Origin of the sequence: Rhodococcus sp. PAMC28707 (assembly GCF_004795915.1) — a bacterium.
Classification (GTDB): Bacteria; Actinomycetota; Actinomycetes; order Mycobacteriales; family Mycobacteriaceae; genus Rhodococcoides.
The window spans coordinates 3692672-3717946 of record NZ_CP039253.1 but is presented as its reverse complement, the minus strand read 5'-3'; the positions used below and the strand labels follow the sequence as shown (position 1 = coordinate 3717946).

18 protein-coding genes are annotated in these 25275 nt (G+C 63.1%); 17 read left to right on the top strand and 1 reads right to left on the bottom strand.

What is annotated here, in order from left to right:
• From E5720_RS16915 to E5720_RS16905, 3 genes are all read left to right on the top strand, one after another.
• Positions 1 to 1227, top strand: a complete 1227-nt coding sequence (locus E5720_RS16915) for a globin domain-containing protein (protein ID WP_136171608.1) — start codon at positions 1 to 3, stop codon at positions 1225 to 1227.
• A 154-nt stretch (positions 1228 to 1381) separates the two neighbouring features.
• Positions 1382 to 2557 (top strand): hypothetical protein, encoded by a 1176-nt coding sequence (locus E5720_RS16910; protein WP_136171607.1) that lies wholly within the window; start codon positions 1382 to 1384, stop codon positions 2555 to 2557.
• On the top strand, positions 2554 to 3936 hold the full coding sequence (locus tag E5720_RS16905; RefSeq protein ID WP_136171606.1) for a PQQ-binding-like beta-propeller repeat protein: 1383 nt from the start codon (positions 2554 to 2556) through the stop codon (positions 3934 to 3936). Before E5720_RS16910 ends, E5720_RS16905 begins: the two co-directional genes overlap by 4 nt.
• Positions 3937 to 3970: 34 nt before the next feature.
• On the opposite strand, the gene upp is transcribed toward E5720_RS16905, so the two are convergent.
• Positions 3971 to 4594, bottom strand: a complete 624-nt coding sequence (gene upp / locus E5720_RS16900; RefSeq protein ID WP_136171605.1) for a uracil phosphoribosyltransferase — start codon at positions 4592 to 4594, stop codon at positions 3971 to 3973.
• A gap of 120 nt (positions 4595 to 4714) precedes the next feature.
• Here upp and E5720_RS16895 point away from each other — a divergent pair, with 120 nt between their 5' ends.
• The 14 genes from E5720_RS16895 (at position 4715) to E5720_RS16830 (ending at position 25274) form a co-directional block, all read left to right on the top strand.
• Positions 4715 to 5917: a CoA transferase gene (locus E5720_RS16895; protein ID WP_136171604.1), complete on the top strand. Its 1203-nt coding sequence runs from the start codon at positions 4715 to 4717 to the stop codon at positions 5915 to 5917.
• Positions 5914 to 7434, top strand: a complete 1521-nt coding sequence (locus E5720_RS16890; RefSeq protein WP_136171603.1) for a carboxyl transferase domain-containing protein — start codon at positions 5914 to 5916, stop codon at positions 7432 to 7434. The genes E5720_RS16895 and E5720_RS16890 overlap by 4 nt, the downstream gene beginning before the upstream one ends.
• Positions 7435 to 7575: 141 nt before the next feature.
• Positions 7576 to 8685 (top strand): ring-opening amidohydrolase, encoded by a 1110-nt coding sequence (locus tag E5720_RS16885; protein ID WP_136171602.1) that lies wholly within the window; start codon positions 7576 to 7578, stop codon positions 8683 to 8685.
• Between the two features lie 103 nt (positions 8686 to 8788).
• The gene (locus E5720_RS16880; protein WP_136171601.1) at positions 8789 to 10294 is read left to right on the top strand and encodes an amidase; all 1506 of its coding nucleotides are present in this window, start codon (positions 8789 to 8791) and stop codon (positions 10292 to 10294) included.
• Positions 10295 to 10335: 41 nt separating this feature from the next.
• Entirely contained in the window at positions 10336 to 12054 is a 1719-nt protein-coding gene (locus E5720_RS16875; protein WP_136171600.1) for a PucR family transcriptional regulator ligand-binding domain-containing protein, read from the top strand.
• Positions 12055 to 12101: 47 nt separating this feature from the next.
• Positions 12102 to 13496 (top strand): amidase, encoded by a 1395-nt coding sequence (locus tag E5720_RS16870; protein WP_247596013.1) that lies wholly within the window; start codon positions 12102 to 12104, stop codon positions 13494 to 13496.
• A gap of 149 nt (positions 13497 to 13645) precedes the next feature.
• Complete coding sequence (locus E5720_RS16865; RefSeq protein ID WP_136171599.1) at positions 13646 to 14818, top strand: XdhC/CoxI family protein; 1173 nt, start codon at positions 13646 to 13648, stop codon at positions 14816 to 14818.
• A gap of 20 nt (positions 14819 to 14838) precedes the next feature.
• Positions 14839 to 16488 carry a PucR family transcriptional regulator gene (locus E5720_RS16860; RefSeq protein ID WP_247596012.1) on the top strand — a complete coding sequence of 550 codons (1650 nt, stop codon included), beginning with the start codon at positions 14839 to 14841 and terminating at the stop codon, positions 16486 to 16488.
• 142 nt (positions 16489 to 16630) lie between these two features.
• Positions 16631 to 18106: a solute carrier family 23 protein gene (locus tag E5720_RS16855; protein WP_136171598.1), complete on the top strand. Its 1476-nt coding sequence runs from the start codon at positions 16631 to 16633 to the stop codon at positions 18104 to 18106.
• A gap of 80 nt (positions 18107 to 18186) precedes the next feature.
• On the top strand, positions 18187 to 19104 hold the full coding sequence (locus E5720_RS16850) for an FAD binding domain-containing protein (protein ID WP_136171597.1): 918 nt from the start codon (positions 18187 to 18189) through the stop codon (positions 19102 to 19104).
• A 2-nt stretch (positions 19105 to 19106) separates the two neighbouring features.
• The gene (locus E5720_RS16845; RefSeq protein ID WP_136171596.1) at positions 19107 to 19745 is read left to right on the top strand and encodes a (2Fe-2S)-binding protein; all 639 of its coding nucleotides are present in this window, start codon (positions 19107 to 19109) and stop codon (positions 19743 to 19745) included.
• A complete protein-coding gene (gene cutA / locus E5720_RS16840; protein WP_136171595.1) occupies positions 19742 to 22234 on the top strand; it encodes an aerobic carbon-monoxide dehydrogenase large subunit in 2493 nt (830 codons plus the stop codon). Before E5720_RS16845 ends, cutA begins: the two co-directional genes overlap by 4 nt.
• Positions 22231 to 22905 (top strand): carbon monoxide dehydrogenase subunit G, encoded by a 675-nt coding sequence (locus tag E5720_RS16835; RefSeq protein WP_136171594.1) that lies wholly within the window; start codon positions 22231 to 22233, stop codon positions 22903 to 22905. Before cutA ends, E5720_RS16835 begins: the two co-directional genes overlap by 4 nt.
• A gap of 269 nt (positions 22906 to 23174) precedes the next feature.
• Positions 23175 to 25274, top strand: a complete 2100-nt coding sequence (locus tag E5720_RS16830) for a hydantoinase/oxoprolinase family protein (protein ID WP_136171593.1) — start codon at positions 23175 to 23177, stop codon at positions 25272 to 25274.
• Position 25275: the final 1 nt, after the last annotated feature.

The following is a 25275-nucleotide window of genomic DNA, read 5'->3' as shown; positions in this document are numbered from 1 at the left end:
ATGCTTTCCACAGAGTCCAAAGAGGTCATCCGGGCCACGCTCCCTGTCGTCGGTGCTGCCATCGGTGACATCACGACGACGTTCTACCGGACCATGTTCATCGATCACCCCGAGTTGGAACGAAACCTGTTCAACCGCGGTAACCAGAAGCAGGGCGAGCAGCAGAAAGCGTTGGCGGGTGCAATCGCCGCATTCGCGTCCCTGCAGCTGGAAGAGGACCAGGATCGGGTGGACATGATCCTTTCCCGTATTGCCCACAAGCACGCCTCTTTGGGCATCGAACCGGCGCAGTACCAGGTTGTCTACGAGTACCTGTTCGGCGCGATCGCCACGGAACTGGGAAGCGCTGTCACACCAGAGGTTGCGGCTGCGTGGACCGAGGTCTACTGGATGATGGCCGACATGCTGATCTCGATGGAGGCAGGCCTGTACAAGAGCGCGGGCGTCGAGATCGGTGATGTGTGGCGGCAGGTCCGCGTGCTCGATCGACGTTTCGAATCGGCAGATACCGTGTCCTTCGTACTCGCCTCCCTCGATGGCGAGCCGCTACCGAGTTTCATTCCGGGCCAGTACCTTTCCGTCGCGGTTCACCTCGAAGACGGGGCGCGCCAGATTCGCCAGTACAGCCTGTCCTCGGCTCCAATGGACGCTGACTGGCGGATCACCGTCAAGCGCATCCCTTCGAAGGTGTCCGCAGACGGTTCGGAAGTAGCTGCCGGTGAGGTGTCGAACTACCTGTTCAACAACGTCTTCGAGGGTGACATTCTCGATGTGACCACACCGTTCGGTGACTTGATGCTCACTGACGACGATGCACCGCTGCTGCTCGTCTCGGCGGGAATCGGCTGCACTCCCATGATCGGCATGCTGAACTACTTGGCCGAAAGCAATGACACACGCTCCATCTCGGTGCTACACGCCGACCGCACCCAGAGCGATCATGCTCACCGCGCCGAATTGGGTCACCTCGTCGATCGAATCCCCTCGGCGACCCTGCACCGCTGGTACGAGAACCTCGGCGCGCGTCCTTCGGACGATTCGATCAGCATGGGCCGCGCGCAGCTGAACAACATCGACGTCGCACCCGACGCGCACGCGTACGTCTGCGGGCCGTTGCCCTTCATGCTCGAAATTCGCAACGCTTTGATGGACAAGAACGTGGCGACCGAGAACATTCACTTCGAGGTCTTCGGTCCGGACAGCATGGGAATTCAGCGCACCGCGTAAGCAGTAAAAGTTTCTCGCCGGTGAGGTTGGGCACCACAGCCGACCTCACCGGCTCGGTCATGCCCCCATGCCGTACCTCTCGTTACCAAGGCAAATGGTATTTAATGGATGTCACGGCGACCGCCGCCCCTAATGTCGAGATTGATCGAGGACCATGGACGAGCCCGCGGCGCCGGATCGGCACAGCACACTGATGACGGTCCTGGTCATCACCTCGATCGTCGCGACTGGGATCGTCGTCGCCGGTCTCACCACGACACCTCAGGAACCGGAGTTGACGGTGCAGCCCGTCACCTCGACGGTGGCGCCGCCTCCCACACCGGAGGAGTACGTGCTCGTCACCCCCGAAGTCAACTACCCACAAAAGATTCCGGGATGCGCCACTGTGGACGAACCCGAAGAGACCCTTTACTCGAGTCTGTACGTCTCCTCGGTGCAGAGCTACGACAACCCTGCGGCCCCATGGTTCAGCGGCCCCAAGGCTCACCTGATGTCCGAGGCATTGGTCCGAGCCCTGCCCGCTGACACCGAGTTCGAGGACGGGGTGATCCCCTACTTCGACCCGATTCCGGGACGCGAAGGGGCAGCCGAAGAAGAAGTCGTCGACTCGACGAACGCCACGGCTTCCATCGTGCGAGACAACCGGTCGGGCTACCTCAGCGTCGGAGTCTCACAGAGCACACGCTCGGTACCGCCCTGTGTCGCCGGAAATCTCGACGAGCGAACAACCATGTCCGACGGGACCGTCGTCGACACCCATGACACCTGGCAGGAAGTCAACGGCGAGCGAACCTCCGAGCGCAGTGCGTTCGCGTACCGTACCGATGGTTCGTGGATCGCTGTGTATCTCTCCGCGCCCGGCCAGCAGGACGCTCTTCCGATTTCGCTCGACGTTCTCGCCGATATCGCGACCGACCCAGCGTTCATCACCTCGAGCGCTCCCCCTGCCGGTACCCCGGGCAACTCGTCGGACTGCGGATCCTCGGCTTTGTCCGGCACCACCGGATCGTTCACGGCCCCGGACGTCTCCGCATTGAATGCTGCTCTACGGCAGGCGAACGCCGAGTCCCTGGACCCGTCGCCGGCTCTCGGATCGTTGCGCACCCACCACTGGGGTGGTGAATTGTGCCAGGTAGTGAACAGCGCCGCAGGACAGTTGACGATCACCATCGGTGACACTACGCAATCCGATCCAGGTCGGTACATTTCCGGCACGTCCGTCTCTGTGCCGACTCCGTCGGGGCTGACAGTCACGATCATGACCGAAAAGCCCTGGGATACAGCCAGCTTGGAGCAACTGGCGTCGACCCCAGGATTGGACCTGTCGTGAAGCCACGTACTCGACTGATGATCGCTGGAGCCGTGGCCGTTCTCACGGTGTCGGCGGCGACAGTGACACTGACGCAGGACCGCACGGTGACGACCAAGCGCATCACCGATGCCACAGCTGACGCGCCTGGGTTGGCCTGGGCCGCAGAGGCATCCGAGAGCGGTCTGGAGGGTGCGACATTTGCAGACCCTCGCACCGGTTCGGAGTATTCGTGGGGTGCGGGCGCCATCGATGTCGAGGATATGTTCCTCACTCTCGCGGTTGTACCCGATGGAGACTCCCCCAACTCCGACGCAGTCATGGTCGGCATCGAAGCCGATACCGGCGATGTGAAATGGACAAGCCCTGCGCGTGACCTCGCGTCATGCGCCGACACACCCCTGGACGGGCAACTCGTGTGCCACACACCCTCGTACGGTGAGGCACCGGGACTGGTCACGTTCGATATCGAGACCGGTGAGTCTCGGCACTTCGACAGTGCACCGGGCATCTTCGCAGCCACCGTCGCGAACGATCGAGTCTACGTCGCCGAAGGCGATCTCGAAGGCGGCGAGGTTCAGCTCCACCGCGGAACCCTGGACGACTACGACGCCGACTGGAGCGTTCCACTCGACGTCTCGGCCGGCTGGGAAGACCAGTACGCAGACCGACTGACGATCGGTTCCGAACTCGGGCACTTCGATCTCGGCGGAAGCTTCACCACGTTCGACGCTGCGACGGGTGCCCCGGTGTGGTCGTCGGATGTCCTCGGTGACTGCCTCATCGCCGAGTACCGAACATCCGGCGACATCGCCATCGGTTCGACTTACGACTGCGACTCGAGATCCTCCGATGTCACCGGAACGATCGCATTCACGCGCACCGGTGATCCACTGGCCACCTCGTCGAGTGCTACCGAGCACTACTTGTCCATCGACGAGCCCACGGATTCTTCGATTCCCTTCGTCCTGGGCGATACTGCGTTCGACCGTGTGAGCGGTGAACAGCGCTGGCGCAGCGATCGACTCGTCTTCGACAGACCGGCGGACGAGTGGAACGAAGCAAGAACTTTGGGAACGCTGCAGGCGGTGGTCGGCAATGTCGGGCTGCTGCGGTTCGATCAGAGCACGACTGCGATCGACCTACGTTCGGGGCGAGAACTGTGGCATTCCGACCGATCGTGGTCGGTCATCGCGCGCGACGGTGACACGGTGCTCACCTCCACTGGCGGGATACTTGCCGCTGTCGACGTTCGGACCGGTGAAGAGCTGTGGTCGGCCGAGTACGACAAGATGCTGCCCGGGTCGTCGTCATCGATGGACACCTATGTCGGAGGCCGCGACGGGAGGTACGTACTTCAGTCGAGTTCGACTCTGGCGCAGCTGAAACCGTTGCCGTGACAGCGGCAATACACCGTGATTCGAGTACCGAATCTCAGCGCGGTCCGAACTGACGGTCTCCCGCGTCGCCGAGTCCGGGTACGACGATGGCATCCTCGTCGAGCCCTTCGTCGATGCTCGCCGTCACCAGCCGCACCGGGAACGTCGAACTCTCTAATGCTGCAACGCCTTCCGGAGTGATCACTACGCACACGACGGCTACGTCGGTGGCTCCGCGCGCGACCAACAGTTCGATCGTGCGCAACATCGAACCACCGGTGGCCACCATCGGATCGAGAACGAACACCGGGGTATCGGACAGATCGGCCGGCAACGACTCGAGGTACGGCACCGGCTCGAGAGTCTGCTCGTCTCGCGCCATTCCGACGAACCCGACGCATGACTGCGGGATCAGAGCGCTCGCCTGCTCGACCATCCCGAGTCCGGCACGCAGGACCGGTACCAGCAGTGGCGGATGCGCGAGCCGCACTCCCACAGTATGCGCAACCGGAGTCTTCACCTCGATCTGCTTCACCTTCGCATCGCGCATCGCCTCGTACACCAACATGTGGGTAAGTTTCCGCAAGGCGGACCGAAAGGTCGCGTTGTCACTGCGCTCGTCACGCATCGTCGTCAGAAGTGTTGCCGCGAGCGGATGGTCGACCACATGCATGTCCATGGCCGAAGACTAAGGGGTACCGGCCGCTGGCCTGCAGGCGAGAATGTGCCGAGCAGCCCGCCCAGAGTCGGCAACATTTGCCAGGGACTTCCGCACGGCATGCACGTTGACTCGTGACCTATGACACCTCCTGATTCCGTTGGACCCGAGAACACCGTCGGGCCCTTGAGCGATTGTCTCGTCGTAGATCTTTCCCGTGCGCTGGCCGGACCGCATGCAGCGATGATGCTGGGCGATCTCGGTGCGCGCGTGATCAAGGTCGAGTCCCCCATCGGAGGTGACGACACTCGAAGCTGGGGTCCGCCGTTCGTTCCGGACGAAGACGGCGAACGGCACTCGACGTACTTCTTGTCGTGCAACCGCAACAAGGAGTCCATTGCCCTCGACCTCAAGGGCGACGACGGCCGCAACACGCTGACCGAGTTGATCGGGCGTGCGGACGTGCTAGTCGAGAACTTCCGTCCAGGGGTGTTGGATCGCCTCGGCTTCAGCATGGAGAAGCTACATGAGCTCAACCCGCGTCTGGTGGTCCTGTCGATCACCGGATTCGGTCACGACGGACCCGAAGGCGCTCGCCCTGGCTACGACCAGATCGCACAAGGCGAAGCCGGCCTTATGTCGTTGACCGGGCCGTCGCGCGAAGAACCGACACGGGTGGGCGTCCCGATCGGAGACCTCCTGGCGGGGATGAACGGCGCCTACGGCGTGGTCGCCGCACTGCATGAGCGCAACACCACGGGCCGCGGCCGCGTGGTGCGCACCAGCCTGTTGGCCGCCATCGTCGGAGTCCACGCTTTTCAGGGCACGCGCTACACCGTTGCCGGTGAGGTACCCCGCCCGACGGGTGGCCATCATCCGTCGATCTGCCCGTACGGGCTGTTCCACTCGGCCGAGGGTCCGGTCCAGATTGCCGTAGGCAGTGAAGGATTGTGGCGCCGCTTCGCACCCGAGTTCGGACTCGACCGCCCGGAGTGGGCTACCAATCCACAACGTGTCGCCGACCGAGATGCGGTCATCGCCGCGGTCGAGGAAAAGTTCGGTGAATGGCCGAGCGACAAGCTCCTCGGTGTGTTGGACGACCTGGGCATCCCGGCAGGAAAGGTTCGCGATCTTGCCGAGGTCTACACCTGGGAACAGACCCGCTCCCAGGGTCTGTTGATCGACGTCGACCACTCTGCCCTGGGAACGATCAGCCTGCCCGGGCCACCACTACGATTCGACGAAGATTGCGACGGTGCCGGTATGCGGACAACCCACGCCGCGCCGCCCACCCTCGATCAACACGGTGACTCCATCCGCGCATGGCTCGAGGCTGCCCGATGACTCGCGCGGGTGCACCTCCCAGGCTGGGGGCACTCGAACTCGTCGAACTGGTTGTCGACGCCGAAAGCTTCGTCCGATGGGACAGCGAGCCTCTCGCCCCGATAGGGGTGCACGGACCACCGGAGCAGAGCTATCTCGACGAACTCGATGCAGCCCGAACGAGTACCGGGTTGGACGAGGCCGTCCTCACCGGCGAGGCGTTGCTCGATGGCCGTCGAGTCGCAATCGTCATGTGCGAGTTCAAGTTTCTGGCCGGTTCGATCGGGGTTGCGGCCGCGGAACGATTGGTGTTGGCGATCGAGCGTGCCACCGCGGAGAGTTTGCCGTTGCTGGCAGTACCTACCTCCGGTGGCACTCGGATGCAGGAGGGCGCAGTCGCCTTCATGCAGATGGTCAAGATTTCGGCCGCAGTCGCAGCGCACAAGTCCGCGGGCCTGGCCTATGCCGTCTACCTTCGCCATCCGACGACGGGTGGAGCGTTCGCCTCGTGGGGTTCGCTGGGGCACGTGACTGCCGCCGAGCCGGGTGCACTGGTCGGCTTCCTCGGCCCGCGTGTCTACAAGGCGTTGTACGGCGAGGACTTCCCGGCAGGTGTGCAGACAGCGGAAAACCTTGCCGCCCATGGTCTCGTCGACGCAGTGGTGCCCCCGGCGGAACTACGCGGCGTCGCCATCGCAGCCCTCGCTGTCCTGTGCGCTCCCCATGAGCCGCCACCGCCGGTACCGAATGTGCCACTCGAAACCTTGGACGATGTTCCAGCGTGGGAGTCGATCGGTCGGTCGCGGCGTTCGGACAGGCCGGGAGTCCGTCGATTGGTGAAGGCGGCAGCGAACACGGTCACACCGTTGCAGGGCACCGGTGCCGGCGAGTGGGAACCAGGATTGTTCTTGGCATTGGCAAAATTCGGCGCCTCGGCCTGTGTGCTGCTGGGCCAGGACCGCACTTTCGCAGATCTGCCACTCGGTCCCGCAGGCTTGCGGGAAGCCCGTCGCGGGATGCGACTGGCGGAGGAACTTCGGTTACCGCTGGTCACTGTCATCGACACGGCAGGCGCCGCGCTGAGCAGGGAGGCGGAGGAGGGTGGTCTTGCCGGTGAAATCGCCCGCTGTCTGGTCGAACTGACCACGCTGACGGCACCGACGATCTGCCTGCTTCTCGGCCAAGGCGGAGGTGGGGGCGCGCTCGCGTTGCTTCCCGCCGACCGAGTGCTCTGTGCGCAACACGCCTGGCTCTCCCCTCTGCCGCCGGAAGGAGCATCCGCCATCAGGTTCCACACCACCGATCGCGCCGCCGAGATGGCCGATGCGCAGGGCGTGCGCAGCCTCGACCTGTTACGAAACGGGGTCGTCGACCGCATCGTGGCCGAGCGACCGGACGCCGCCGATGAGCCCGCGGAGTTCCTGTCGCGTCTCGGCGAAGTGCTCGAACACGAGCTTGCGCAATTACTGGCCGCCGATCCGAAAGACTTGGTGGCCTCCCGCCTGGACCGCTACCGCCGCCTAGGTGTGCCGCAATAACGAAAAATCCCGCCGGTTTGGGCAATCCTTGCCAGTGCAGGGCCCCCTGCCTGTAAGTAGCGTCACAGAAGTGAGGGTGCCGCACCGTGTGGTCACCGGCTGACTCTGCAGTACCCACAGTTCCCAATAGAGGAGATTTCAGTGCCCGAAGCAATCGAGGTTCGCAAAGTCCCGCTGCACAACGTGTCCGATGCAAGCGAGCTGGCCAAGCTCATCGACGACGGAGTGCTCGACGCCGACCGTGTCATCGCGGTCATCGGTAAGACCGAGGGCAACGGCGGTGTCAACGACTACACCCGCATCATCGCCGATCGCGCTTTCCGAGAGGTACTGTCCGCCAAAGGAACCCGCAGCGCACATGATGTCGGCGAGGTGCCGATCGTCTGGTCCGGTGGAACCGATGGTGTCATCAGCCCGCACGCGACCATCTTCGCGACCGTGCCGGCAGAAAAGGCCGTCAAGACCGACGAGCCGCGCCTGACGGTCGGCGTCGCCATGAGCGAACAGCTGATGCCCGAGGACATCGGCCGCACCGCGATGATCACCAAGGTCGCTGCAGCAGTGAAGGATGCCATGGCCAACGCCGGCATCACCGATCCCGCCGACGTGCACTACGTCCAGACGAAGACACCTCTGCTGACGATTCACACCATCCGTGACGCCAAGAGCCGCGGCAAGACCGTCTGGACCGAACAGACCCACGAGTCGATGGACCTGTCCAACGGCGGCACGGCACTGGGGATCGCCGTCGCCCTCGGCGAGATCGACATGCCCACCGACGAGGACGTCATGCACAGCAGGGAGCTGTACTCCGCTGTGGCCTCCTGCTCTTCGGGCGTCGAGCTGGACCGCGCTCAGATCGTCGTAGTCGGCAACGCGCGCGGCGTCGGTGGCCGCTACCGCATCGGTCACAGCGTCATGAAAGATGCACTCGATCAGGACGGCATCTGGGATGCGATCCGCGACGCCGGTCTCGAACTTCCCGAGCGTCCCCGCACCAGCGACTTGGACGGCAAGCTGGTCAACGTCTTCCTCAAATGCGAAGCGAGCCAGGATGGAACGGTCCGTGGCCGCCGCAATGCGATGCTCGACGACTCGGACGTGCATTGGCACCGTCAGATCAAGGCCTGCGTCGGCGGCGTCGCCGCGTCCGTGACAGGTGACCCGGCAGTGTTCGTATCGGTGTCGGCCGCACACCAGGGTCCAGAGGGCGGCGGCCCCGTTGCCGCCATCGTCGACCTCGGCGACTAGCAACACCCCGTTCGATCGGCGCCGCGCCGAAGCCGCACATCCAGGCTTCGGCGCGGCATCGCCCCCCCGCACCACAGTCTTCGTCCAGTTGAAAGGAACGCGCATGGCGCACGCCATCGAACCCGTCGACGAGGGCGATGCCACCGTCGCGTACGCCGACCCCACGCGGCCGAGTGACGCCCCCAGCGATCTCGTCATGCGCGATGCGCTCGAGCTCAGCGGCATGATCAAGCGCCGCGAGGTGTCGTGTGTCGAAATCATGACCACCTACCTCGACCACATCGAATTGCACAACGGAACTGTCAACGCGATCATCGCGTTGCGGGACCGCGAGGAACTGCTCGACGAGGCGAAGGTGCGTGACCGTCAACTGGCGGACGGGCATTACCTCGGGTGGATGCACGGGTTTCCTCATGCGGTCAAGGATCTTTCGGCGGTCGAGGGCTTGCCGTTCACCTCCGGGTCACCCATCTTCGCGGACCGGATTGCCGACACCGACGACCTGTTCGTCAAGCGGATCAAGTCGGCGGGCGCCATCATCGTCGGCAAGACAAATACACCCGAGTTCGGATTCGGCTCGCAAACGTACAACCCGATATGGGGTACGACCGTGTCGCCGTACGACACCTCACGCACTGCCGGCGGCAGTAGCGGTGGAGCGGCCGCGTCGTTGGCGCTTCGTATGCTGCCCGTGGCCGATGGCACCGACTACATGGGTTCTTTGCGCAATCCAGCCGCCTTCAACAATGTCGTCGGCTTTCGTCCGTCCTGGGGACGAATTCCAGAGGCCGGCTTCATCGCTCAGGGCGCCGTTTCCGGACCGATGGGGCGATCCGTCGCCGATGTCGCACACCTTCTCTCCACTATGGCGGGACCGGATACCAACGCTCCGTTGGGAATCGACGAGGATCCCGAAATTTTCACTCGTAGCCTCGAACGCAACTTCCGTGGGGCGCGCATCGCCTGGGTCGGCGACTGGGACGGCTACCTGGCGACCGAACCCGGTGTCCTCGACATCTGCGAATCCTCGTTCGAGACGTTCCGGCAGATCGGCTGCACGGTGGAGAGCGCCCTGCCGGACTACAAGCCGGAGGACATCTGGGAGTTGTTTCTGAAGTGGCGGTGGTGGGCGCAGCTCGGAATGGTCGATCTCTACGACGACCCACGGACCCGCGCCCTGATGAAGCCCGAGATGCTGTGGGAAATGGAGAACGCCGTCACCCTCACTGCGCTCGACGTCACGAAGGCGGCGGCGGCTCGCAACAGCTGGCAGACGGCGTTGACGAAAATGTTCGAAACGTACGACTTCATTCTTGCGCCGAGCGCACAGGTATTTCCGTTCGACAAGGACACGCATTGGCCGGAGAGCATCGCCGGACGCCGGATGGATACCTACCACCGGTGGATGGAGACCGTCGTTCCGTGGACGATGACCGGCGTTCCCGTCGCCGCGATGCCGGTCGGGTTCGATCCGCGTGGCCTTCCGATGGGAGTCCAGATCATCGGACGCCATGGCGCTGACCGGGCGGTCTTGCAGCTCGCTTACGCCTACGAACAGGCAACTCAGTGGGTTCGGAGCGTCCTTCCTCCCGCGCTTCGGACGAACTGACCCCCACTGCTGGCCTAACGGCGGACAGGTAAAGTCGAACAATGAATGAAACTGTCGGCGATCTCACTCCGCGGACACGGGCTTTGTCGACTCCGGCAAGCTACGCGTTGACGGTGGAAGAACTTCTTGCGCTTCCCAGCCTGACCGGCTCGAAGTTGATCGCGGGCAAGGGCGGTCTCGAGAAGGTCGTTCGACGGGTCAACGTCATCGAGGTGCCGGACATCCTGCCGTGGGTCAAGCCGAACGAACTCTTGGTCACCACCGGCTTCCCCCTGCGACACGCGGACTCCGGTCGCCCGTTCGACGCTCATTCACTGGTCGAACTCGTCGAAGGTCTCTCCGAACGCGGCGCCGCGGCGCTCGGTGTCAAGGAGGGCAGATACTTCGGCGACGTCCCCGCAGCGATGATCGACGCGGCCGATCGACTCGACTTTCCACTGTTCCTCATCCCCCGGGACATCGGCTTCGACGAGGTGATGTCCGAGGTCTACACCCACCTGGTCGACAGCCAGGCGTGGGCACTCGATGTCGCCGACCGCATGCACCGCGCCTTGACCACGATCGTCCTCGAAGGCGGCGATCTACCCCAGATCGCCGACGAAGTGGCGACGCTGTTCGAGACTGCGGTCGTCATCTGCTCCCCCGACGGCAGAGTGCAGGCGACAGCGGGAGCGAGCGCAGACCTCGAAGCCCTCGAGAAGTTGCCGTTGTTCGATCCCTCCGGCCGATTACATACCGAACGTCTCCACCAGGGTCTTCAACCGGCACCCGGAATGGCCTCCGGTCAGATTGCGGTGGCACCGATCAATGCCGGCGGCACCGATCACGGCCTCATCGTTGCGGTTGCACGGTCAGGCGGTCTCGGACCGGTGACCATACAGGCACTCGAGCGCGCTGCGACCGTCGTCGCGTTGGCAGTGACGAAGAAGCTCGCGGTGTCTGCCGTGGAATCGAAGTTCCGCGGTGACTTTTTGCGCGATGTCCTCAACGGTGCAGCCGAGCCCACCGATCAGATCATCGAGTACTGCTCCCAGCTCGATTGGGATGTGAACCGAAGCATGGTCGTCATCGTGGCGCAACTCGACCAGGTAGCCGAAGCCACTGCAGGACAATCGGTTCAACCACCCGTCGTCGGGCGGATGCCACATGAGCGGCTCACCGCTGCTTGGCAACAGGTCGTGCGCCGACGCGACCGGTTCGCTCCGGTCGTCGGATTCAGCCACGAAGTGGTGACGCTGATGCCGGCAGGACAAGGGGATGCGCGCGCAGTCGTCGAGGACCTGATCGCTTCCGTCGCGGGCGACAGTGGTGGCGGCAGAAATTCTTTCGGAACCGGAGTCAGTCGCGTCATCGACTCCGTGGCCGACATTCCGCGGGCCTACGATCAGGCGCGCAAAGCTGTCATGGTCGGCCGCCGCATGAACGGCGCGGGTTCGGTGGCACATTTCGACAGCCTCGGGGTGCACCGGCTGCTGTCCCTCGTCGACGACGGCGACGAGCTGCAGGCCTTCGCGACCGAGGTGCTCGGTTCGCTGGCGGGAGAGGATGCCGACGCAATCGATCTGCGACAGACCCTGCAGGCGTTGCTGGATACGAACTGCAACGTCGCCGAAACTGCGCGCGTCCTGCATTTCCACTACAACACGCTGCGCTACCGAATCGGAAAACTGGAAAGCATCCTCGGTCATTTCACCACGGACCCGATCCTGCGTTTGGATGTCGCCTTGGCGCTGCGGGTGGTGGAAATGAAGGGCTTGTGACGCGGTGATGTATGTCGAGTCCACCGAGCAGCTGAGGAGTTTGTCCTGTGTTACAAGCTAATTCGATCGATATCGATGCTCGCTCACTCGCCGAGGCTGTGTCTTCTCGCTCGATGTCCGCCCATGAGGTGATCGAGCAGCACCTCGCTCATATCGATCGGGAGAACCCGCGACTCAACGCGATCGTCACGGTCGCCGCCGAGTCCGCGAGGCAGGCTGCGGACGAGATCGATGCGCGCCTGGCACGCGGTGAATCCGTCGGAGCTCTCGCCGGAGTTCCGTTCACCGTCAAGGACTTGATCGCCACGGCCGGAGTCAGAACAACAGCAGGCTCGACGGCATTGGCGGGCAACGTACCTCGCGTCGACGCACCGGCAGTCGCCCGGATGCGTGCCGAAGGCGCCATCCTGATCGGGAAGACCAACACCCCGGAGTTCGGTGCCAGCGGACTCACCCACAACGATCTCTTCGGATACACCTTGAATCCGTTGTCGCCGGATGGAATCGACCGCTCCCCCGGCGGGTCCAGTGGCGGTGAAGCGTCGGCGATCGCCTCGGGAATGAGCGTTGTCGGACTCGGCACCGATTTCGGCGGCTCGGTCCGATGGCCCGCGCACTGCACGGGCCTGTGTTCGGTACGGCCGACGGGTGGACGGATCTCCCCCGACGGCCAGTATCCCGGTGTCATGTTCGATGAGCGAGTGCTGACGAACGCAGCCACCATGCACGGCAGCGTGCAAACGATCGGGCCGATGGCGAGAAATCTGGACGATCTGGTCTTGATGCTGCGCGTGACGTCCTCGCCCGAATATCGATGGTTGGATCCGGCAGGCGTGCGTCTCGACGAGCTCGATGTCCGCTGGGCGGCAGGGGAAGGCACCGTCCCGGTGTCTGCGGAGATTGTCGCCGCCGTGACGGAATCGGCGGACAGGTTGGCACCGTCGGTGAACTCGATGCGGCCCTACTCGGGCACGGCATTGCGGAAGGCGAACGATCTGTTCACACGAATGCGCGCCGCCGAAACTCAGACGGACATCCTGCAGTACGGGCCTGCCACTGGATTCGGTGCGAACATTCGAGAAATTCTCGCAGCTGTCCGTCCCGCCCACAGCACCGATGCCGAGGCTCTGTGGGCGGAGCGCAGTGTCCTGCGGCACGAACTTCTGTCCACGATGGGCGATGTACTGATTCTTCCCGTCGCCTCGATCGTGGCGCCGCCCATCGGCGAGACGCGGTTCGACGTCGACGGCACTGTGCTGTCGTGGTCCGAAGCGCTGGCCAGCAGTCGAGCGATCAGCATCCTGGGCGTGCCGTCGGTGGTCGTTCCGGTTGCGACCTCTGAATCCGGGCTTCCCATCGGGGTGCAGATCGTGGCCCGTCCGTGGCAGGAGCACAATGCTCTCGCCGCGGCAGCGCTGTGTATGCGGCCGACTCAGCACTAGCAGCTACCTCGGCATCGGGCAGTTCCTGCCGCGATGGCGATTTCCGACAATCACTTCCACACTATTTGGGCGAACTCTGTCGCTGGTAACCGGACGCCCGGAAGCTAACGTGATGACCATCACTTCACTCCCGAAAGGAGAGCGGCGCCATGCGGGATCTCCTCGACGATCTGGCTCCCTGGCTCGAACGTCACGAGCCGTTCGCTCTCGCGACGGTTGTGCGAACCTGGCAGTCCTCGCCCAGACCTGCGGGCGCTGCGATGGCCGTCTCGAAGTCCGGCGACGTCGTCGGCAGTGTGTCCGGCGGCTGCATCGAGGGCGCGTTGTACGAACTCGCCCAGGAGGTGCTGGCCGATGGACTCGCCAGAACCGAGACCTACTTCGTCGCCGACGACGACGCGATCGGCGTGGGGCTGACCTGCGGCGGCACCATCGAAGTCTTCCTTCGGCTGATCAGCGGACACGCGTGTGCCGAGTTCGCCGAGGTGTCGCGGCTGATCGCCGAGGGTACGTCCGTGGCGGTGCTCACCGACCTTTCTGTCGGTATGCCGACTCGGCATGCCGTGGTCAGTGAAGACCGCACCTGGGACGAATGTGCAGGACCGGGCCTCACCGAAGTTCTCGACGGTGACGAGTCGTTCAAGAGCAAGGTCCGTGACCTCGTTCAGGCAGGCGAGTCCGGGCTCGCAGTCCTCACCCATGGCGAGAGCGAACAGGATCGCCCGCTCGAGGTGATGGTCGAACTCTTCGGACCTGCCCCGCGGATGTACATCTTCGGAGCGATCGACTTCGCCGCAGCGATGTGCCGACTAGGGAAGTTCGCCGGCTTCTACGTCACCGTCATCGACGCCCGCGCAGTGTTCGCGACGCGCGCGAGGTTCCCGGATGCCGACGAAGTCGTGGTCGCGTGGCCGCACAAGTTCCTCGAAACCGCTCCCGTGGACGAACGCACTGTGATCACCGTGTTGACCCACGACGAAAAGTTCGACATCCCGCTGCTCGAACATGCACTGCGAACCACCGCGGTGTACATCGGCGCGCTCGGAAGCCGTGCCACACACGAGCGCCGCGTCGACCTTCTCCGCGGCCGGGGAATGACCGAGGCCGAGCTGAACCTGTTGCACTCCCCCATCGGACTCGATCTCGGCGCCCGCAACCCTGCCGAAACCGCAGTGTCGATCATGGCGGAGGTCCTCAAGACCTCTCGCAACGCCACCGGCCTCGAACTGCGGACGCTTCACGGACCGATTCATCGTGAACGCAACTCACTGTCGGCATCAGTGGACGAGCGTGTAGACCTCGGATCGGGCGCGCGTTGCTGACCCGCTCTATCGCTGACCGGGTGACCGAGGGCGAAGCCGAGAGCACGACGGTGGAGAGCATTCTTCGCACGGACTTTCTGTCCGAAAGTGTGGTGCTGGCTGGGCGCGAGGGTCTCGGCCGGGTCGTCGATCGCCTCAACCTCATCGAGAACCCCGAAAGCATCCGGTTCTGGATCGGTGCGCAAGACCTGGTTCTCACAACAGGATTTGCACTCGCTCAGTCCACCGAGCCGCTTTCTTCCTTCGTGTCGGCCGCGCATTCTGCCGGGGTCGCCGGCATCGTCATCCACTTCGACGAGGACATCACCACGATCGACGACGACACCCGCGCCGTTGCCGATGAACTTCACTTGCCGTTGATCGCCGTGTCGGAATCGTTCGCACTCGATCACGTACTGGTGCGAGGCGTGCGCGATCGGGCGAAGCAGCAGGTGCGGGCGATGTACCGGTCGGAGCGGCTGCGAAGGGTGTTGGTGGCGAAGATGGTTGCCGGAGGCGGTGTAGCCGAGCTTGCGTCGGCGGCAGCCGCGGAGCTCGATGTCGCAGTCTTGACGACCACCTCGGACGGAAGAAGGTTGGCGACGGCCGGCGCCGATGAGGAGGTTAGGGCGCTCTGCCGCAGCTCGGCGCTCGATGCCACCGGAAGGTTGAAGACAGATTCGACAGATGGCGGCTTGGGGTTGCGCACCACGGACGAGGGTGCGATCGCGGTGTGCGCGATCTCGGCGAACGGCATCGACCACGGACGGGTCGCCGCCTTCAGTCGACATCGGACGCTCTCGACGCAGGATCTGCACGTGGTCGACGCGGCGGCCGCGGTGTTCGCACTCGCCGTGACCCGTGACCTCGCGCTGTCGACGATAGAAGAAAAGCACCGCGCCAATTTCTTACGTGATCTCCTGCTGGGCCGGGGTGGGGAACATCCACACGCGGTGGCGCATGCGCAACGCTTCGGCTGGAACATCGGCAGACCTGTGGTCGTCGTCGTCATCGAACCCGCCCCCGGAGTCGATGCCACGCGGCAAGCACCCGACCGCATGCCGCTCGTCGACCGGCAGATGATGGCATTCTCGGGTGCGCTCGCGCAGCGCGATCCACACGCTGCGATTGCAGCGCTCGGTACCGAAACCGTCATCATGATGGGGGCCGGGCCGAACACGGTGAACGCGATCCGCGACATCATCGACAGTGTGCGCGGCGACGGCGGAGGCGGCCGACAGCCCTTCGCCGTCGGTATCTCACGCTCCTGCACTTCGGTGGAAGGCATTCCGGGGATTTACGGTCAAGCCCGAACCGCACTGAAAGTAGGCCGCCAGATATACGGGACCTGGGCTGTCACCACATTCGACGATCTGGGCGTATTTCGTCTACTCAGCTTGGTCGAGAACGACGATGAACTCACCTCGTTCACCAAAGAAACTCTGCACGAACTGACCGAGCAGACAGTGGAAGCACGAGATATGCGAAAGACACTCGAAATGTTGCTCGCCACCAATATCAATATCGCCGAAACTGCCCGAAATCTGCACTTCCACTACAACACTCTGAGATATCGCGTCGTCAAGCTCGAGAAAATACTGGGTCCTTTCACCGAACGCCCTGATTTACGTTTGGACCTGTCTTTGGCTCTCAAGATAATGGCAATGCGCGGTATCGATCAGCACATGTGACGGTCATCCAATCGAAATATTGGCAGATTACGCTCATGGTGGTTCCGCAAGACAGCAATACCGTTCTTTTTCTATAGCGATATAGAAACGCACCTCAATTCGTGAAACTGCTGCGACTACAACGAAAAAGAAAGGCTTCACAATGCCGATCTGGAAGATTCACGGGGACGGAAAGAATATCCTTCCGGGCGAAGTCGTCGCACCGAACGAGCGGTTGAACTGGGGGCGCACTGTCAGCCTCGGAGGACAACACGTCGTCTCCATGTTCGGGGCAACTTTCGTCTTTCCGATCATCATGGGCCTCAATCCACAACTCGCCATTCTCATGTCGGGGTTCTGCACGATCTTCTTCCTGCTGGTAGTCAAGGGAAGGATCCCCAGCTATCTGGGAACCTCGGCGGTCTTCGTCGGTGGCGTCGCAGCAATTCGAGCACAGGGCGGAACATCAGCGGAGGTCACCGGCGCAATCCTGGTGTCCGGGTTGGTGTTGGCGGTCATCGGTGTCGCTATTCACTTCATGGGCGGCGGGGTGGTGGTCAAGATACTGCCCCCGGTCGTCACGGGCGCGGTGGTGATGTTGATCGGATTCAACCTCGCACCGGTGGTAGCGAGTCTCTACTGGCCACAGGACCAGTGGGTCGCACTGATCGTGATGTTCGTACTGATCGTCATGAGCGTTGCACTCCGGGGGTTCCTTGGACGCATCGCCATTCTGCTGTCGCTGATATTCGGATACGCACTGTCCTGGATTCTCGACCTCGCACTGGGACCGATCACCTCGTACGACGCCACCGCAGGCGCGGTGACCGAACACTTCCGCGTCAGCTGGGCAGGCGTCGAGTCCTCACAGTGGTTCGGCCTACCGCCGTTCTCCGATGAGGCCAACGGCATCGTAGGTATCCATGCGCCCTCGTTCTCTCTGGCGTTCATCATCCTCGTGCTCCCGGGTGTCATCGCACTCATCGCGGAAAACGCCGGGCACGTCAAAGCCGTCGCAGAAATGACCGGCGACGATCTCGACCCACTGATGGGCCGGGCACTGGCCGCCGACGGTATCGCCACAGTCATGGCCAGCGCGGTCGGAGGCTCGCCCACGACCACCTACGCCGAGAACATCGGTGTCATGGCGGCAACGAAGGTGTACTCGACAGCTGCTTACACCGCGGCAGGCATCATCGCGATGATCCTGGGCTTCTCGCCGAAGTTCGGCGCCATCATCTCGGCAACACCGGGCGGTGTGTTGGGCGGAATCACCGTGGTCCTCTACGGAATGATCGGCCTGCTCGGCGCCAAGATCTGGAAGGAGAACGGTGTCGACTTCGGCAATCCATTGAACATGATGCCCGTCGCAGCCGGCCTGATTCTTGCCATCGGTGATACCGCCCTGGTCTTCACCGACTCGTTCTCGCTGTCCGGGATCTCGCTGGGCACCATCGTCGTGATCGCCCTCTACCACCTGTGTGCACGTATCGCTCCCCAACATATGCGCCCCGGCAACACCTCTGCCCCTGACGGAACCGGCCCTGAGCAGCGCACACTGGGAGACGCTATGGGACCACGACGCACCAGAGATGCCGGCGACAACGGAGAGGTCGACACCCTCGATCCGGTGCGGTAGCGAGCGATTGCAACTTCACGCAGTGGCCTTTGTCACTTTTAGACGAGACACTTATCAGCACAGGCAGGCAGGATCGGACTATGAAACCTTCGCCACTGAAATATCATCGGCCTCGGTCGATCGAGGAAGCGTGCGAGGTCCTTGCGGGGGTCGATGGCAAGGTCCTCGCAGGTGGGCAATCGCTTATTCCGATGCTGTCGATGCGTTTGGCTGCGCCTGGAACTCTCGTCGACATCACCGGGATCGATCGGCTCGACTCCATCACCGCATCCGCAGAATCAGGTGTGACCTTTCAGGCGCTGGCAACGCACGCGTCGTTGGCTTCGAACCCCGGAGCCAACGACGTGCAACCACTGCTCGGCCGCACGCTGCAGTTGGTCGCGCACGCGACGATCAGAAATCGCGGAACCACCGTGGGATCGATCGTCCACGCCGACCCGTCGGCGGAAGTTCCTGCGGTACTGGTCCTGCTCGACGGTTCGGTGACCGTGCAGTCGGTGCGGGGGCGTCGCGATATCGCCGCTCGTGATCTGTTCCTGGGGCCGCTGGAGTCTTCCCTCGAACCAGACGAGATAGCGATCAGTGCAACCGTGCCGGCGGCCCGAAGGGGCGTTGGAACGGCGATCGACGAAATCGCCCGTAGACATGGCGATTACGCGCTCGTCGGTGTTGCAGCACGCGTCGAGGTCGAAGACGGCGTGGTGACGAACGCTCGCGTCACCTATGTCTCTGCCGGTGAATTCGGCGAAGTGATCGACTATACCGACGTCATCGGCGGCGCATCGGTGTCCGACGACCGGGATCCTTTGTGGAACGTGCTGTCGGAGGCCGCGCGCAAGCGCGTCGAAACCGAGGCCGATATTCATGCCACTGCGCGGTATCGCTCCCAGCTCGTCGCAGCGTTGACTGCGAGGGTGGTCATGGCGGCCGCCCGTGATGGAGCACTTTCTTTGGCAACCAGGCCGTCGACGCTACGTGTCGACGCCGGAGAGAAATAACGATGACAAACCGAGATGTCGAAACACAGCTTTCCGATTTGATGGCCGAGACCGGCGAACAACACGTGGTCGTGTCGTTCACCCTCAACGGTACGAAGCAGACGATCATCGTCCCCGCACGAACCATCGCTTCGGACGCCATCCGACACAATCTTCGGCAGACCGGGACCCACGTGGGATGCGAACACGGAGTCTGTGGCGCATGCACGATCTTGTTGGACGGCAAGCCTGTTCGTGCCTGCTTGATGCTCGCCGCCAGTCTCGAAGGACAGTCCGTCACCACCGTGGAGGGCCTCGTCGAGCCGGACGGCACCTTGCATCCCGTGCAGCAAGCGTTCATGGACTGCCACGGACTCCAGTGCGGATTCTGCACCCCGGGCTTCGTCACCACCATCGCGGCTTTTCTCGAGGAGAACGACGCCCCGACGCAGGAAGAAGCCACCGAGGCGATTGCCGGCAACATTTGTCGGTGCACCGGCTACCAGAACATCAAGGCCTCGGTATTGCGAGCTGCCGAGATCAAGCGCGAGCGGGCGGGCGAGTTCCCTCTCGGTAAAGACGACGAGTCGAGCCGGGCCGCGCTCGAAGGCAAAGTACGGGGCAAGACCAATCCTGTCGGCGGACGGGCAGGAAGAGCATGAGCGTCGCAAGCAAGACCGCAGCCAAGACGTCCAACAGCACCGCTCCCCTGTTCGGCCAGCCATTGGCCCGTTCCGAGGACACTCGGTTGCTCAGCGGTAAAGGCAAATATCTCGACGATCTGGGGCACGGGGCGTTGATCGCCGCGTTCGTTCGCTCACCGCACGCCCATGCGCGGATCACCGACATCGACGTCGACGCCGCGCTGGAAATGCCCGGTGTCCATGCGGTCTACACGTACGAGGATTTGGCCGAGGATTCCGAAGCGATGGCCGAAGGGCTCCCGCTGCTTATCCCCCACCCCGCAATCATCGCTCCCCGCAACGGCTTTCCGTTGGCCAAAGACGAGGTCAATCACGTCGGTGAGGCGATCGTCATGGTGGTGGCACGCAATCGGTATGTCGCCGAGGATGCCTGCGCGAAGATCGACGTCACGTACGAGATCCTCGATCCGGTGGTGGGAATCGATACAGCTCGCCGCGCCGACCGACAGGTCCACGCCGATGTGCCGGACAACGTCGCCGCGCACCTACACCACGGTTTCGGTGACATCGATGCAGAATTGGCGCGCGCGCCGCACCGGATCACGCTGAACCTCGAGGTAGAGCGATCGGCGTCGATGCCGATGGAGGGCAAGGGCGTCTACGCACGGTGGGACAGTGACGAGGAAACCCTGACCTTCTGGTCGTCGACGCAAACCTCGACCTCGGTCCGCGCTGCTGTCGCTGCGCGACTCGGCATGGCCATGAACAAGGTGCACTGCATCGCCCCCGATGTCGGCGGCGGTTTCGGCGTCAAGATCATGCACCCCTGGCCCGAGGAAGTCATGGTGACCTGGGCCGCCCGCCAACTGGGCAAGGCCGGCATCTCGAACGAAGTCAAATGGGTGGAAGACCGCCGCGAACACTTCATTTCGAGCGCCCACGAACGCGGTCAGGTGCAGGAAGTCACGGTCGGATTCGACGACGACGGCCGCATGCTCGCATTCGACTTCACGCTCTGGCACGACAACGGCGCGTACCTGCCGTACGGGATCATCGTTCTCATCAATACTGCGACGCAGGTGCTCGGCCCGTACAAGCCGGTCTCCTTCCGCGTCAACGGCTATTCGCTCTACACCAACACTGTGATCGTCATCCCGTATCGCGGTGCAGGCCGGCCGCAAGGTGTCTTCGCGATGGAGCGGTCGATGGATGCGATCGCCAAGTATCTCGGCAAGGACCGGATCGAGGTTCGCGAGAAGAACATCATCAGGCCCGAGGAGATGCCGTACGACTTCGGTCTGATGTTCCAGGACGGCCGTCCGCTGATCTACGACACGGGCAACTACCAGGCCGGGATCGACAAACTGAAAGCTCTTATCAACTGGGACGACTTCCCTGCCTACAAGAAACAGGCTGCGGCAGAGGGTCGGAGTGTCGGAATCGGTGTCGGCGCCTATGTGGAGGGCACTGGACCCGGACCGTACGAGGGTGCACATGTCCTGATCGAAACCTCCGGCAAGATCAAGGGTGCCACCGGGCTCACCACTCAGGGCCAAGGCCATCAGACGACCTTCGCGCAGATCGTCGCCGACGATTTGGGTGTGGACATGTCCGACATCGAGATCGTGACCGGCGATACTCGTCGATTCGGTTATGCGGTGGGCACTTTCGCTTCCCGTGGCGCGGTCATGGCCGGTTCGGCCTTTCACGTTGCAGCGCAGATGGTGGCGGAGAAAGCGAAGAAGGTTGCAGGCAACGCACTCGAGATCGATCCACTCGACCTCGAACTGCGTGGCGGACACGTCTGCAAGATCGGTACCGAACCGGGCGCAGAAGGGACGTCCATCGCACTCGGAATCGTTGCTGTACTGTCGAATCCGCTTCGGTACGCGTTCGATGCGGAGTCCCGCCTGGCGACACAGTTCGCCAACGTGGACACCGACATGACCATTCCGCCGATCCCGGAAGGCGAGCAGCCGGGGTTGGAGGCCACCGGGTACTACTCTCCCCCGAGGTCGACCTTCGCATCCGGCATTCATGCCGCCATCGTCGAGACCGACCCGATCACGGCCGAGATCCACGTCGAGCGGTATGCCGTCGTGCACGACTGCGGCAACGTGATCAACCCGAGGATCGTCGAGGGCCAGATTCACGGCGGCGTCGCGCAGGGCATCGGCGGGGCGCTCTACGAGAAGATCGTCTACGACGAGCACGGGCAGTTGCTCAACGCCTCCTTCATGGACTTCCTGTTGCCGTTCGTGACCGAGGTCCCCGATTCGATCGAGATCGACCACACCGTCACCCCGTCCGGGCTCAACCCGCTGGGCATGAAGGGCGCCGGTGAGGCCGGAGTCATCCCAACCACGGCAGTCATCGCAGCAGCGATCGAAGACGCCGAGGGAATACCGATCACCTCGATGCCCATTTCCCCATCCGACCTGTTCGAGCTCCGACTCTCACACGCAAATGCCGAGTCGGAAGATGAATCACCCAAGGAGAACTCATGAGAATCGCAGGCACCGCGAAGCTGACAGCACCTCCGGCGGAGGTGTACGACAGCATGCAGGACGGCCGAGTGCTGGCGGCGACGATTCCCGGAGTGCAGTCACTCGATCAATTGAGCGACGACCACTACAAGCTCTCGTTGATTGCCGGTGTGGCAGCGATCAAGGGCACGTACGACGGTGAGGTCCGGCTTTCGCAGCAGAACCGTCCCGAGTCCTTCGTGATGACCGCTTCCGGGGCAGGAGCGCCGGGCACGGTGCGCGCAGACGTCACCATCAGGTTGGAGCCGACGGAAAATGGCGGAACCCTCCTGAGTTACGACGCCGATGCCGTCGTCGGCGGGATGGTCGGCGGTGTCGGTCAGCGGATGATCACCGGTGTCGCCAAGAAGATGGCGGGCGTGTTCTTCAACGGACTCGATGGCGTCATCGCCAACGGGATTCCAGAGGCGACTCCTGCCGCTACGGCAGTGGTCGCTGCAGACGGTACCGCGCCGGAGGCAGCCACCGGCGGTGTTGCTCTACCGATCGGTGCTGGTGCGCAGCGTGTCGGTGCAGGGCCGGCGGCGGCAGGTGCGTCGGCGCAGAGTGTCCTGGTTGCCGCTGCGGCCGGGGCGGCCATCGCGTTGGCCGGAGTTCTCGTGGGCGGCATCCTGGTTCGAAAAGAACGGTAGGTCAGCACTGCTGGTGCAACTCCCAGCGCTACCTCGACGGCGAAAGGCCGCTCTCCTGTGTCAGGGAGAGCGGCCTTTCGCGTTGCCATCGCAATGTGTGCCAGTCCCCCACCCGCTCCTCGCGTCGGGAAACACAAATGAGGCGAGCGAGTTTGGCACCTTGTGACAAAGATACTGACGCGCTGAAGGAGTCCAATATCACTAGACGTCAGGCACGCGCAGACCCGATCAGCGGTCGCGCTGCCTACGAACCCAATCAAGGAGGAAGCGTGGAGCCAAGAAAGATTCGGGTCGGGATCGACACCGGTGGAACATTCACCGATGTGGTGGCAGTGGACGAAGAGTCCGGTGAAATGGCCACCACGAAGACTCCCTCCACTCCGGCAGATCCAGCCGAAGGGTTCCTCGCCGGGATCGACAAAGTCCTACAGCAACTCGGGGTCACGGGTGACTCGCTCAGCGCAGTGAGTCACGGCACCACCGTTGCCACCAACAAGCTGCTCGAAGGCAAGGTCGAGAACCTCGGGTTCATCACCACCGAGGGCTACGAGCATGTGCTCGAGATTGCTCGCCAGTCGGTACCCGACGGTTACGGCAACTCGTACTTCTGGGTCAAGCCCGAACGTATCGTCCCGGCCCATCGCGTCCGCACCATCCGTGGACGGTTGTACTTCGACGGCACCGAAATTCGCCCGCTCAACGAGGACGATGTGCGCGAGGCTGCACGGTTCTTCAAGGCAGAGGGAGTCAAGACCCTCGGTGTGTGCCTCGTGCATTCCTATGCCAACCCTGATCACGAACAGCGCGTGCGGGACATCCTCCTCGAGGAGTACCCCGAGGCGACGGTCAGCATCTCGACCGAGGTTCTGCGTGAGTACCGCGAGTTCGAGCGGTCCATCACGACATTGGTGGATGCGGCCGTGAAGCCGAACATCCGCAACTACGTCAACAACATCGCCACCCGGCTGCGTGAGTTCGCCACCGAGTCGGGCGAAGCCCGCGACGTTCCGTTCTACGTCATGAAGTCCAACGGTGGCGTTCTCTCCGCCAAAGAGGTTGTCAATCAGCCGATCACGACTGTTCTGTCCGGGCCCGCAGCCGGCGCCCTCGGTGCAGCGCTGGTGGCCAGTGCAGCGGGAGTCGATCAGGTGCTCACCTGCGATGGCGGCGGCACCTCCACCGACGTGACCGTCGTGGTCCATGGCGAGCCCGCTTTGACGACCGAAGGACGCGTCGGAAACTATCCGTCCAAGATTCCGATGATCGACGTGGTCACCGTCGGCGCCGGTGGTGGGTCGATTGCCTGGATGACTCCTGAGGGAACACTGCGTGTCGGACCGCAATCTGCCGGTGCCGATCCAGGCCCGATGTGTTACGGCAACGGCGGTTCCGCTCCGACCATCACCGATGCGCATGTACTCCTGGGCCGGATACCTCCCCACCTGCTCGGCGGTGAGATCCCGCTCGATACCGATCTGGCGAGGAAGGGTATCGAACAACTGGCACAGGAGTTGTCGCTGGAGATCGAGGCTTGCGGAACCGGAATCCTCGAAGTGTCCGCTTGGAATCAGGCCAACGCACTTCGTCAGATTTCCGTCAAGCGTGGACTCGATGTACGCGACTTCACCCTCGTGACGTTCGGTGGATCCGGTTCACTGCTCGCCTGCAGGTTGATGGACATCCTGGGACTGAAAGATGTTCTGGTACCGCTCAATCCAGGTAACGTATCCGCCTTCGGTCTGCTGACCGTCGATGTGCGCAACGATTACGTCCAGACTCACGTCAGTCGGCACGACCGTCTCCGTGCAGAGGACTTGCAGTCCGAACTCGAAGTTCTCGCCGAGCGTGCCGATGCAGCACTGGCAGGAGAGGGCTTCGCGCCCGAAGATCGCCAGTACGCACGCACCGCGGATCTGCGCTACTTCGGTCAGGCCTTCGAGGTTCGAGTGCCGATCGTAGACGGCGATATCACCCAGTCGACGATGGATCAAGCAGCGGAGGCCTTCCATGAGGCGCACCGCGAGCTCTACGGTTACGACTTCCGCAGCGACAAGAGCCAGTTCGTCGAGTGGGTCAACCTGCGGGTCAGCGGTATCGGCCCGATCAAGCGACCGGTGTTGTCCGAGATTGCCAAGGGAAGCGGCGCCGAAGTCGCACGAACGGGAACGCGTCGGGCCTACTTCGATGGCTGGCACGAGACCGCGATTTACGATCGCCCGGCGCTCGGTGCCGGTGACTCCATCGAAGGACCGGCCGTCATCGAGGAGTTCAGCTCCACTGTGCCGGTGGATCCCGGATTCTCCGCTCACATCGACAACTTCGGCAACATTCGCATCACCAGGAATCTCGACTCGAACGGAGCGCACTGAT